The sequence below is a fragment of the Hallella colorans genome (assembly GCF_003096815.1).
GTDB lineage: Bacteria > Bacteroidota > Bacteroidia > Bacteroidales > Bacteroidaceae > Prevotella > Prevotella colorans.
In genome coordinates this window covers 119,015-131,560 of record NZ_QENY01000001.1, presented here as the reverse complement: position 1 = coordinate 131,560, position 12,546 = coordinate 119,015, and the positions used below count along the sequence as shown (strand labels likewise).

The following is a 12,546-nucleotide window of genomic DNA, read 5'->3' as shown; positions in this document are numbered from 1 at the left end:
CATCCTTGTACGATCAGGTACTAATCGTGTTGCAATTCAGTACTATTTGTATGATGTTTAAGGCCTAATCGATTTATGATTAGGCCTTAAACGACATGTGTTCAAGTATTAATCGCAACAAATGTTGAACATATTTTTGGCGTTTAACATAAACAAACCTCTATAAAATGCTGATTTGTAAAACTTTGTTGAAATGCGTTTTTTTTGAGAATTTCAGCAGCATTTATGTGGTTTACTATAATAATCAATACTCTGACAAGGATCTGTCAGCTTAATTCAGCATTATTTTTTTATATTAGTCGCTAATATGTTGCAAAAGTTTGAAGCAATGTAGATGCTTAGCTTAAATAGTAGGAAACTGTGAATGATTTTTTTTACATCTTATGTACCCATACTTTTTGTGGAGTATATGTATTTTAAAAGTGGTTTTTCAGCAATTATCATAGATTTTACAAAATAAAAAAATCCTTCAAATAAGACTAACAAATATGTTTTTTTCTTGGTAAAAAATTTGGATTTCTGCCTAAAAATCACTATATTTGCAAAGTATACATGAGAGTTATTTACCTTGTATAATATTATCATAACCATCTAATTTTATAATTATATGAGACCAAAAGAAGATAAAAACAACAATGATCTTGATAAAGTAAAAGACAAAGTAAAAGATGTTGTCAAGAAAGCTGAGGATGATGAGTCTGTAAAAAAGGCTAAAGACAAGGCTAAAGATGTGGCTGAAGATGTAGCTGATGACGTGAAGGATGCCACCAAAAAGGTCAAGGATAAAGTCAAAGATGTGGCAAAAGAGACGAAAGACGTGGCTAAGGATGTGAAGCAAAAAGTCAAGAATGTTGTGGACGACGTTGAGGATACCGATGCTGTTAAGCAAACAAAAGACGCAGCCAAAGACGTGGCAGATGACGTTAATGACGCAGCAGAGAGTGTCAAGGATGTAGCCAATGATATAGCGGACAATGTGAAAAAAACAGCGAAAGAGACCAAAGACAAAGCTGAAAATCTTGCCAAAGATTTGAAAGGAAAAGTTGAGGATGCTGTTGACGACACAAAAAAAGACTGCAAGGCTAAGGAAAAGACACAAGAAATGAAAGAAAAGGCAGAAGACGTGGCCAAGGATGTAAAGGACAAAGCTGAGAATATCGCCAAGGACGCCAAGGACAAAGCCAATGATGCCAGAAAGGATATAAAAGAATCCGCCAAGAATATCAAAGACAAAATTAAAGACAAAATGGAAGATTTGAAAGACAATGAAAATGTGAAAGAGGCTAAAGAAAAGGTTGAAAACATGACCGATGAAGCCAAGGATAAGGTTGGAAGTATGGTAGACGACGTGAAAAAAGCTATCAATGACGCTAAAGAGAAAATTTCGGAAACGCGCCATGACCTTACCAAGAAGACAGTGGAGGCTATCGAGGATGCGCGCGCTAACGAAAATGTTAAGAAAATGCGCGATAAGCTTTGGGGCACCGTTAACGACTTAAAAGAGAGTGACGCCGCCAAGAAAGCGAAAGATTTCGTGGAGGATGTTAGTGAGGAAGCGGAAGACTTGGTTGATGATGCTCAAGACAAGGTAGAAGAAGTAGAGGAGAATGTAAAGAAATCGGGCTTCTTCAGCAAACTAAAATCACTGTTTGGAGGTAAATAGTCAGGATTATTTCATTTTTTAAATTTAAATTGTAGATTAATAATGGACGTGTGCACATACTGTGTTCATCTGTGATATATGAGGATGAAACGTGTGATGTACACGTTTTTTGTTGTTAGATTTATTTGCTATATTAAATGTTTCATGTAAAATTATTTTTTTATTTTTGCATTTATAAATTAAAACATTTAAGAGGGGTGGGGTGTATCATATGGCATGATTTGGAATTTGCGTGTTCTGAAAATTGCCACTGCATATTTTTTTAAACGAAATATGAATTGGATTTTGTCACAATTTGGCTTTTTATCGGCTCATGATGTAAGTCTGTTAAGCCGAGTGACTCGCCATAATCCGTCAATCACCCAACATATTAGCCTTGAAAATGAACTTTTAATCTGACAAGTCTAATTATTATAAACAGCTCATAATAAGGCACGAGAATTTTCTATCATGAATTTAGAGATTATATTGTCATTGGTCATTCCATTTTTGGGCACGATGTTAGGAGCGTCTTTTGTGTTTTTTATGAAAGACGAGATGTCCACCAAACTACAAAAGACATTATTGGGATTTGCCTCTGGGGTGATGGTTGCCGCCTCTGTATGGTCTCTACTTATACCGAGCATGGAGATGTCTTCAGCAATGGGCAAATTGAGTGTGGTGCCGGCAGCAGTAGGTATGTTAGTAGGCATGGCTTTCTTGTTGCTCATGGATGTGATCACTCCACACCTTCATATAGGCGAAACCAGACCTGAAGGGCCTAAAGCACATTTATCCAAAGTTGCCATGTTATCATTGGCTGTCACGATCCATAATTTCCCGGAGGGCATGGCTGTGGGCGTTGTGGTCGCGGGAGCGATTCAGGGCAGCGAGTGGATATCTGCCGCAGGTGCACTGACTTTGGCCATTGGCATAGCCATTCAGAACATACCAGAGGGCGCCATTATATCCATGCCTATGAAGGCTGCGGGTGGAAGCAAAACAAAATCGTTTGTCATGGGTACGCTTAGTGGGGCGGTGGAGCCTCTGGGGGCTATTCTTGTCATACTCCTAACCTCCATTATGACTCCAATATTGCCTTATTTGTTGGCTTTTGCAGCGGGCGCAATGTTTTATGTCGTTATAGAGGAACTCATTCCGGAGGCATCGGAGGGTGAGCACTCCAACTGGTCAACCATAGGGTTTGCCATAGGTTTTGTACTTATGATGTCGCTTGATGTGGTGCTGGGCTAACATTGTTGATAGAGTTTGACAGCTCATCCAGTGAGTGGCGCAACTTATGACAGTAAAATATATCCCACAGCATCGATTAAAAAAGCCAAACGTATAGTTTGCAATATACGTTTGGCTATGAGGGATTTTAGCTTGGTATGCTCTTTGGAAATATTGGTATGCGATGGTTATCGCACGCCCTCCACGGTGTAACCCAATTTCCTCAAACCATCCAACACGCCTTTATCACCAGGCAGATGCAACGCTCCAATAACAAAAAAAGTAGGAGCCTTGGCCATGATGGCAGGCATTTTTTTGAGCCAATCGGTGTTTCGGCTGTAAATAAGGAGATCATTTTCCTCAGGCGTGTTATCACAACTATTGTTAAGTTTCTCGTCTTGGGCGGCTTTTAACGCGTTTAAATCTTGGGCGTAAAAAGCTTCAGACATCTTTTCTGCCATCTCCTCCATGAACGCAGTGTGGTCGAGAAAACATTCCAACATTACCAACTGCCGTTGTAAGGGCATGCTCCCATAGAGCACTTTGGCTTGAAAAGCCACGGTCTCCAACCCACCAACATACTCCTTGTTTTTCTTGGCTTGTGCCTGAAAATACTGGTCAAAGGTGCTTGTAGGGTCAAATTCACCAATGTGTTTGGTCATATAGGAGAGAATGGTGAGCTGTATGACCATGGCCAATGGAGTAAGTTTACCCATCTGTGCTTGTACGATAGGATTGTTGAGGTCGGCCTGCATAGCACTCTTTAGATAGGCGTTCAGCTTAGCGTATTGTTCCGTGGATAGCACATCTTTTAATGTTTTTCCGTCGGGTAGGGTCATTTGTTGTTTCATGTACGCCACGCTGTCAGCGTTGGTCATATTGTCCCATATCAATTCGCCATACACCTGTTCGGTGTTGGTAAGTACATCGTTCACACCTTTAATTTTGTTTACGAACCCTACGTTAGCCAAATGGTGTGTGCCTATGATATAAGAGGGCCGAGGCAGATTGTTGCCAGAGATTTTGTAAAGTAGTTGGGCGTGAACTCCAACAATATAAAACAAGACCAAAAAAATTGTGATAAAAAATTTTCTCATAAGTAAAAATATTGATGTTTAAGATTATACGAATTTGTTGTTTATTGTCATGGCATATAACAAATAATTTTACAACTTTGATTTAAAAATGTATTGATAGTAATGTCATGGTTTGACATGCCAAAGAATAAGTACCTTTATTAATTTATTGACAATTGTGTTCTTGCTTTATTTTTTTATGTTTCTGCTTATTTTTTGCATGAATACTTCCAAATCTTGCTTGATATGCAAATACTCGTCCGATCGCATGAAACCTGCGTTCTTTTTTAACATAGGAATGATTTCTTCCACACTGTTGGAGTAACAAGACAATTCGTTTCGGCGTTGAGTACCATGCAAGCTTTGGCTTGTTATTTCTCTTTCTCTCTCTTTGACAAGGTGCTCGCAAATCTTAGTGAGCATGGGCACAACCACTCTGTTAAAGAGGTGGTGTCCTTGTATATATAAATAGGAGGTCTGGGGGGTAACTCCCAACCGTTTGCACTCTTCTTTGACTTTTGCATACGACTCGTATGCGTTCGGATTGTTTTTTTGCAGCTGTTTTACTTTTTTCCCAACCTTGCTCCTCAACCTTTTCAACATATCCTCGACGTGAAAAAAAGAGAAGTTTCCCATTTCGATGATATGTAGAAAATTAGTAATGGTAAACTCGTTGTAGTTAGGTGTTCTATAATACCATATACTCCATATAAATAGTGGAAAGATAGCCTCTGAATAGTCTGACAAGTATTTTTCAATATCAAAAATCAAATGATCATTGAGCGTCACGGCTACGCACACGTCGTGTAGTGATGGCGCATAACACTGCATGTTCTCTATAGCGTAGGCGTATGTGTGGAAAATATATGGATTATTGTTGACATCACGCGATGTTTGTGTGGCACCTTGTTCAAGATAATCGTAATCAGCATCGATACAAACAATCATGTCTTGTCCCACCTTGTTGGAAAATAATTGCATGATAGCGGCTTTTTTTCCACGCTCAAGTCGTTCTACGCGAGAGGGCAACATTACTTCAAAATATATGTCATCGGTCTCAAACTGGCTCAAAATTTGTCTCCAGAAAAATACGTCGTCATAGCTTTCGACGTATGCCACAACTCTTCTTCGAGAAGATTTGGAATTCAACTTGTTGGCCGCCTCGAAATATGTTGAGTTTAAATGGTCATGTAATCGTTTGCCCATAGTTTATAATGATTGTCTTGTTGCACGTGCGTGCAAACTGATTTTAAACTTGGAACCATCATTGAAAACAGAGTGGGAGAGTCTCTATAATGGTATGTGATTTATGGAAGGCGTATTTGTTTCTAAGTGGTGATGTCGCTCACCTCTGTCACTTTGTCCATCCAGCCGTTCATGATAACCGCTGGACTATGTGTGGTCAATATAATTTGCACATTCGGGTTTAGTCCGATGATAAGGTCTATGAGTTGTTTCTGCCATTCCACATGCAGGCTCACCTCAGGCTCGTCCATAAAAAACACGTAGTTTTGATTATCTTCCACGAGCACGGTTAGCAAGATGGCGAGCATCTGTTTCTCTCCACTTGATAGTTGATAAGGTTCAAGGATTTCATTCTGCTGCAAGAAACGTATCTCATTTTCAGTTCGAATGATGGTTTTGTTAGTGTCTGCAAATAGGTTATCAATGTCGTCTTGAAATCTTACTTTAGGTTCTGACAATAGGTGCGCGCGATGTGCTGACTCTGGCAATCCACTTTGAAGTTCCTGGATGATACGATTACCAATATTCACTTGATAGTCTAAAAACTTGCGTTGTAGCTGAAAAAGTTGCCAATCAAGTTCTGTGACCAAAGACATATTAATTTTTGAAAGTGTGTCTGATGTCATCAGTGGACGGTCAAAACTGCGAAAAATATCAAATCTGATATGTGTTGCGTCTTCTGGTTCGATGGTCAGATGCACGCCTTTCACCGTAAAAGTTTTGTCATCTTTAGCACTTGCCAAGAGTTTCACCACTTTGTTGAGAATTGTAGTTTTGCCCACGCCATTAACACCACTAAGGATATTAACTTGTCGGTCAAGGTCCCAAATGATGTGTCTTTGGTCGTTCCATAGTGAGTCAATCTCTATCCGTTTGATATAATCTGCATATTTTTTCATGATAGTCAAGCACCTTTGTTCTTGGCAAATATAGCAAAAAACTTGCTTTGTAGCATGTAAAAAACATTATATTTGCAAGATTGAAACCTTTTTTTTATGATTTATTCTAAAAATCGTATTTTTCCATCAGGATTTAGAATAAAAAGACATGTGATAAATGGTAAAAAGAAATGAATAATATTGTTTGATTTAAGTTATGGCGACATCTGAAAGAAAACTTTTTTCAGCCAAGGATACTTATTTAATCGTTTCTAAAAAGTTTTCAAAGATATTGATTATCGTAAGCGTTAGTTCAATTAAGAAATGCAAGTTTTGTAGATAAACAAAAAGAAGCGTAAAGATGAACGCCACACAGGATTTACTATGATTAAATAATAAGAAGGACAAGGATGTCAAAGGCTTGTCTCGAACCGTATACCTCTTATTGCAGCCTTACAAGCGTAGCGCAAGAAGTATAACCACAGATAACAGAGCAGAATTTGCAGACCACAAGTGGTAGGTCAAAGCATTGGATACGATATATATTGCCTATCCCTACTACTCATGGGAAAAAGATTTTTATATTATTTGTATTGTGCTATTTATTATTTTGCCTCAGGAAGAATATTTTCTTCTCGATACAAAAATACAATTCTATCTTAAATATTTAGAGATTCAACAATACAGAGCTGTGTTCTTGATTTACATTTCAAAGCATAGTCGTACTGACTTACGCTTGCCTTAATAAGCGCTTTTGAACTGTTCCAAGAAGCGAGTGTCATTCTCGGAGAATAAGCGGAGGTCGCTCACGCGATATTTCAAGTTCGTAATGCGCTCCACGCCCATGCCAAAAGCAAAACCCGTATAAACGCTCGAATCTATGCCACAAGCCTCAAGGTCATGAGGGTCAACCATGCCACATCCCAAGATTTCCACCCATCCTGTGTGCTTGCAAAATCCACAACCCTTGCCACCACAAATATTGCATGATATGTCCATCTCCGCGCTGGGTTCTGTAAATGGGAAGTATGACGGGCGAAGACGTATCTTAGTTTCTGTGCCAAACATTTCACGAGCAAACGTCAACAACGCTTGCTTGAGGTCAGCAAAACTCACCCCCTTATCAACATATAGCCCTTCCACTTGATGAAAAAAACAATGCGCACGCGCAGAAATAGCCTCGTTACGATAAACTCGGCCTGGGCAAAGTATACGTATGGGCGGTTGGTGATTTTCCATAAAATGAGCCTCATCACCAGAGGTATGCGAGCGCAAAATTACATTTTTGGTTACGTCTTTGTCATTCTTAGAAATGAAAAACGTGTCTTGCATGTCACGTGCGGGATGGTCAGCCGCAAAGTTGAGCATGGTGAAAACATGATTGTCGTCATCAATCTCTGGTCCTTGGTAGAGCACAAAACCCATACGTTGGAAAATACTAATAATCTCATTCTTGACAATGGTCAGCGGATGCCGAGTTCCAACAGGAATGGGATAGACTGTGCGTGTCAGGTCTATGCTTTCTGTTCCTATCTCGGTTGTGGCCACCTGCTCGCGCAGCTCGTTTAGTTTGTCGTGCGCAACTTTCTTAAGTTCATTAATCTTGATGCCAACCGTCTTTTTTTGGTCGGCAGCAACATTTCTAAACTCGCCCATCACAGCGTTTATCTTACCTTTTTTGCTAAGATATTTCAATCGTAGTTGCTCTATCTCGTCAGCGTTTTTTGCTGACATACTGGCCACCTCGTTGAGCAGCTCGTCTATCTTATCTAAAATCATCTTATCAACATCTAACAATTCGTATGCAAAGTTACTAAGTTTTATTGGAAAAAGTAAACTAATATAAAAAATAATGCTTACTTTTGCGTATGTTTATGAACGATTTGATATGAGAAAAGAACTTGTTATTGTTTTTTGGTCTTTATTGACATTGACTTTCTTTATCTCCAATGGATGTAGTAATAAGAAACCTATGTCGACGGATAGCATTTTGACAGATAGTACAGAGCTCGATACTACCTCTCAGGATACTATAGAAAATGTGATAGCCGAGACACCTATGCCTAAGGCTGCCGACGAGCTATTTGATGACTTTATATTTAATTTTGCCGCTAATAGAAAGCTTCAGCGTAAACGCATTATATTTCCATTGCCGGTATTTCGGGATAACAAGATGACAAAAAAAATAGAAGAAGCCAATTGGAAAATCGACCATTTTTTCATGCCTCAAGAATATTATACGCTCATTTTAGACAATCAGAAACAGCAGAAATTAGTTAAAGACACTACTGTGAAGCACGTGGTAATAGAGCGAATTTATCTCAATAAACAGACAGTTGAAGCATTTCTATTTGATAGGCTAAATGGGGAATGGAAGCTAACGTCAATCCATTACCAAAACATAATGCAAAATAAAAATGCCGACTTTCTCAAATTTTACAAACAATTTTCGGAGGATCCAGATTTTCAGATAGCGAGTATGGCGGAAGAAGTGGAGTTTTCCGCCCCTGATCCGAATGATGATTTTGGGAATATTACAGGCATAATGATGCCCCAGCAGTGGCCTGATTTCAAACCAGAACTGATCCCTTCGAATGTGATATATAACATTTTATATAGCCCGCAAAGTGTAAAGTCAAATCGAAAGATATTCGTAATCCGAGGCATTGCCAATGGTTTTGAGATGGAAATGGATTTCAAAAAGAAAGGTAACCATTGGAAACTCACTCGCTTTAATGGATAATAATAGATTGACGTGTACCTGTTCTAAAAGTATAAATTCTATGAAACGATACAAAAACTATTCTTTACTTCGTCACAATACATTCGGCATTGACTCTCTATGTGATGAGTTTGTAGTCTTTGAGTCGATAGACGATGCGATAAGTTTGGCAATAGAACAACGCATTTCGGTCGAACACAAATGCAAATTTCTACTTTTGGGTGGTGGTAGTAACCTGCTCTTGACACATGATTTTAAGGGAAAAGTGATAACGCCGGACAAGCGGTTTGACGTGGAAGAGAGCTTTGTGCATGACGATGCTCATGCCATTTACCTTAGATGCTGGGCTGGGACTTGCTTTGATGATGTTGTGGCATACGCTGCTTCGCATGGATACTGTGGTATGGAGAATCTTAGCTTGATTCCTGGCGAGTGTGGTGCGTCTGCCGTCCAAAATATCGGTGCTTATGGCGTAGAAATAAAAGATATACTATACAATATAGAGACAGTTGACCTTTCTACAGGTAAGGTTGTGTCGATTCGACCTGACGATTGCCAATACGGGTACCGACAGAGCCGATTTAAGCATGAGTGGAAAGATAGGTTTATCATTACCCACGTTACATACAAGTTGTCTACTAAATTTATGCCATGTCTTGACTATGGAAACCTTCAAAAGGTTTTAAACGAACGGCAGATATCAAAAAACGAACTTACACCACAAATTTTGCGTAATATCATTATAGATATTCGTCGTTCTAAATTGCCAGATCCAGCTGTATTGGGCAATGCGGGAAGTTTCTTTATGAACCCCATGGTGGATAAAAACAAATTGGATGATTTGATAAAAAAATTCCCAGATATCAAGTATTTTGAGGTGGATGTGGCTACATTGGGCGCTGAAGCTGTAGCTATGACCAACCACACGGGGAGTAAGGTCTATAAAATTCCGGCTGGATGGATGATAGATCATTGTGGATGGAAAGGCAAACGGGTTGGAAATGTTGGTGTCTACGACAAACAAGCGTTAGTGCTTGTGAATTATGGTGGTGCCTCTGGACAAGACATCGTAAACTTGATGAGAGCCATCCAAAAAGATGTTTTTGACACATTCGGGATATCTATTATTCCTGAAGTTAATATCAAATAATGTGTTGAGACTTACTTTTTTAGGAACAGGAACTTCTAATGGCGTACCCGTTTTGGGCTGTAATTGTGAGGTGTGTACCAGTGCGGACGTTCGAAACAAGCGCTTTCGAGCTGCAGTCATGATAGAAAGTTCTACCACGCGCATACTTATAGATTGTGGTCCTGATATTCGAATGCAACTCTTGCGTGTACCTTTTCGTAAGATTAATGGTATATTGCTCACGCACGAGCATTATGATCATATAGGAGGTATAGACGATTTACGTCCATATTGCAAGTTTGGTGACATTGATATTTATGCCAACGCTGCTACGGTGAGTGCTGTGCGACGCTGTTTCCCCTATTGTTTTGCAGAGCATTTGTATCCAGGGGTTCCCAAATTGAACCTTCATGCTATAGCGAAACATGATAATTTGAAAATTGGCGACATAGCTGTTCAACCTATTGAGGTGCTACATGATCGACTGCCCATATTAGGATATAGGTTTGGCTCTACCGCATACATCACAGACATGAAGTCTATCGCCATAGAAGAGATGACCTATTTGCAAGGTATTGACACATTAATCATTAATGCGCTACGATGGAAAGATATGCACCATAGCCATCTTATAGTGCCAGAAGCTATCCAGTTTGCTCGGGAAATAGGAGCTAAACGTACCTTTCTAACACATCTTACGCATCGCATTGGATTGCATGATAAAGCGGACATCCGGCTTCCATCGGACATTCATTTTGCTTATGACGGTATGAGTTTGGAACTATAATAACATGCACTATTGAATTATCATAACTATTTATATTTCTGAAGTCAAAATCATATTAGATGTACTAATTCTTTAATTACATAATGCGGAAAAATGATAGGGATTATATAGGAGAAATTCGCTTGCTAAAACATGGCAAGTTTTGTAACTTCGCAGCAACCATTTAAAATTGAATGGGTATAGTGTGCCCAACCGCACACCTCGGCGTAAAAAGGATGACAATGGTGGGTGGGGGGATAAACGACATTCTTAAAGTCGTACTTACGACTGGGAGAACATTACCTGCTTACCGAAATGATTCAACAGCACGTAATGATAGTTGCGAGAGAACGCTTATGAGTGCCAATCGTTCTAATAAGTGAAGTTGGATTTTGATGGTGTGCAAGAGATGATTAAATGGTAAGAGTACAAAAAACTCACTTGCTGCTTGTATATGAAAATAATTCCCCAAATTTATGATTACGTAAGATCCGTTTTTGTTATTATTTTGTTAGTTTTGTTTTTCAAATAAAAAGATAAGAAGATATGGGCTTTCACACTTTTTTAGAGCATCACAAAAAAAAGAAGAAAATAGCAATCATTGGTGGAGGTGCAGCCGGTTTTTTCGCCGCTATTTCAGCCAAGGAAGCTAATGATTCGGTAGAAGTCACTATCTTTGAGAAAGCTCGTAAGGTTTTGGCCAAAGTGGCTATCACTGGCGGTGGCCGGTGTAACCTAACAAACACGTTTGACAATATCTCTGACTTGAAACAAGTGTACCCACGTGGTTTCAGGCTCATGAAACGGCTGTTCAACTTTTTTGATCAGCGTGATACATGGCGATGGTTTGAAAGTCATGGAGTGCGCTTGGTAAGCCAAGACGACCATTGTGTTTTCCCCGAGTCACAAGATGCCATGACTGTTGTAGACTGTCTTGTAAACGAGGCGCGCAAACTCAATGTAAATATTAAGACAGAGCAGAAAATAGTGTCGTTGACACCATCCACAGACGGAGGCTGGCTAATCAACATGGTCAATGGCATTCATGAGCGCTTTGATTGTGTGGTTATTGCCACTGGCGGCATGCCACACCGAGCCGACTTGCTCGGTCTTTGTTATTTAGGCTTGCGCATGGAACAACCCATACCCTCACTTTTCACTTTTAAAATCGATGATCAGCGTTTATTGTCGCTCATGGGCACTGTCGTCAATACTGTACAAACAACTATCCCGACAACCAAATTTCGTGCATCTGGACCATTGCTCATTACACATTGGGGCATAAGCGGCCCGGCAGTGCTCAAACTGTCATCGAGAGCCGCACGACATTTGTATGAAATGGATTATCATTCAAAAGTGGCTATTAACTGGGTGAACATAACAGACAGAAATATGGTGGAGGTGGAGCTTTCGAAAGTGGCCAAAGCCAATCCGAGAAAACAGTTGGGCACTGTACGCCCTTTCTGTTTACCCTCAAGATTGTGGCTGTACATGTTGCATAAGAATAATTTGCCCGATGGGCGACTTTGGTGTGAGTTGGGAAACAAGGGACTTAACAAGCTTTTGGAGACACTTACCAATGATGTATACGACATCTGTGGCAGGGGCACGTATCGTGATGAGTTTGTCACTTGTGGTGGTATAGCACTTGACAGTGTTGATTTTAATACTTTGCAAAGCAAGGTTTGCCATGGACTGTATTTCGCAGGCGAGGTGCTCGACGTGGATGGTGTCACAGGCGGGTTTAATTTACAAGCTGCGTGGACCACGGGATTTATAGTGGGAAATAGCATCGTATCAGATTAACGCCACACTCTACAAAACTTTCGTAAAAACAAATTAGAGCGAAATAAAA

General features: G+C 39.8%; 10 protein-coding genes. 6 read left to right on the top strand and 4 right to left on the bottom strand.

The window, feature by feature from the left end:
- Window positions 1-607 precede the first annotated feature (607 nt).
- Window positions 608-1,663: a hypothetical protein gene (locus C7379_RS00525; RefSeq protein ID WP_116615509.1), complete on the top strand. Its 1,056-nt coding sequence runs from the start codon at window positions 608-610 to the stop codon at window positions 1,661-1,663.
- A 450-nt stretch (window positions 1,664-2,113) separates the two neighbouring features.
- On the top strand, window positions 2,114-2,896 hold the full coding sequence (locus C7379_RS00520; RefSeq protein ID WP_116615508.1) for a ZIP family metal transporter: 783 nt from the start codon (window positions 2,114-2,116) through the stop codon (window positions 2,894-2,896).
- A 167-nt stretch (window positions 2,897-3,063) separates the two neighbouring features.
- Here the strand turns inward: C7379_RS00520 and C7379_RS00515 are convergent, their stop codons facing one another.
- The 4 genes from C7379_RS00515 to pheS all read right to left on the bottom strand — a co-directional run bounded on the left by C7379_RS00515 (window position 3,064) and on the right by pheS (window position 7,853).
- The gene (locus C7379_RS00515; protein WP_116615507.1) at window positions 3,064-3,972 is read right to left on the bottom strand and encodes a TraB/GumN family protein; all 909 of its coding nucleotides are present in this window, start codon (window positions 3,970-3,972) and stop codon (window positions 3,064-3,066) included.
- 168 nt (window positions 3,973-4,140) lie between these two features.
- Window positions 4,141-5,157: a DUF4435 domain-containing protein gene (locus tag C7379_RS00510; RefSeq protein WP_116615506.1), complete on the bottom strand. Its 1,017-nt coding sequence runs from the start codon at window positions 5,155-5,157 to the stop codon at window positions 4,141-4,143.
- A gap of 122 nt (window positions 5,158-5,279) precedes the next feature.
- On the bottom strand, window positions 5,280-6,095 hold the full coding sequence (locus C7379_RS00505; RefSeq protein ID WP_116615505.1) for an AAA family ATPase: 816 nt from the start codon (window positions 6,093-6,095) through the stop codon (window positions 5,280-5,282).
- Window positions 6,096-6,815: 720 nt separating this feature from the next.
- A complete protein-coding gene (gene pheS / locus C7379_RS00495) occupies window positions 6,816-7,853 on the bottom strand; it encodes a phenylalanine--tRNA ligase subunit alpha (RefSeq protein WP_116615503.1) in 1,038 nt (345 codons plus the stop codon).
- 109 nt (window positions 7,854-7,962) lie between these two features.
- Here pheS and C7379_RS00490 point away from each other — a divergent pair, with 109 nt between their 5' ends.
- From C7379_RS00490 to C7379_RS00475, 4 genes are all read left to right on the top strand, one after another.
- Window positions 7,963-8,817, top strand: coding sequence for a DUF4348 domain-containing protein (locus C7379_RS00490; protein ID WP_116615502.1), 855 nt, complete (start codon window positions 7,963-7,965; stop codon window positions 8,815-8,817).
- A gap of 40 nt (window positions 8,818-8,857) precedes the next feature.
- Window positions 8,858-9,946, top strand: a complete 1,089-nt coding sequence (murB, locus tag C7379_RS00485) for a UDP-N-acetylmuramate dehydrogenase (protein WP_116615501.1) — start codon at window positions 8,858-8,860, stop codon at window positions 9,944-9,946.
- Between the two features lie 4 nt (window positions 9,947-9,950).
- Complete coding sequence (locus C7379_RS00480) at window positions 9,951-10,712, top strand: MBL fold metallo-hydrolase (RefSeq protein WP_336469911.1); 762 nt, start codon at window positions 9,951-9,953, stop codon at window positions 10,710-10,712.
- 525 nt (window positions 10,713-11,237) lie between these two features.
- Window positions 11,238-12,497, top strand: a complete 1,260-nt coding sequence (locus tag C7379_RS00475) for an aminoacetone oxidase family FAD-binding enzyme (RefSeq protein WP_116615499.1) — start codon at window positions 11,238-11,240, stop codon at window positions 12,495-12,497.
- Window positions 12,498-12,546 lie beyond the last annotated feature (49 nt).

Bases quoted from the DNA above. Each gene is read 5' to 3' on its own strand.
- C7379_RS00525 (WP_116615509.1), top strand. From the start codon at position 608: ATGAGACCAAAAGAAGATAAAAACAACAATGATCTTGATAAAGTAAAA.
- C7379_RS00515 (WP_116615507.1), bottom strand. From the start codon at position 3,972: ATGAGAAAATTTTTTATCACAATTTTTTTGGTCTTGTTTTATATTGTT.
- C7379_RS00505 (WP_116615505.1), bottom strand. From the start codon at position 6,095: ATGAAAAAATATGCAGATTATATCAAACGGATAGAGATTGACTCACTA.
- pheS (WP_116615503.1), bottom strand. From the start codon at position 7,853: ATGATTTTAGATAAGATAGACGAGCTGCTCAACGAGGTGGCCAGTATG.
- C7379_RS00475 (WP_116615499.1), top strand. From the start codon at position 11,238: ATGGGCTTTCACACTTTTTTAGAGCATCACAAAAAAAAGAAGAAAATA.
- murB (WP_116615501.1), top strand. From the start codon at position 8,858: ATGAAACGATACAAAAACTATTCTTTACTTCGTCACAATACATTCGGC.
- C7379_RS00520 (WP_116615508.1), top strand. From the start codon at position 2,114: ATGAATTTAGAGATTATATTGTCATTGGTCATTCCATTTTTGGGCACG.
- C7379_RS00490 (WP_116615502.1), top strand. From the start codon at position 7,963: ATGAGAAAAGAACTTGTTATTGTTTTTTGGTCTTTATTGACATTGACT.
- C7379_RS00510 (WP_116615506.1), bottom strand. From the start codon at position 5,157: ATGGGCAAACGATTACATGACCATTTAAACTCAACATATTTCGAGGCG.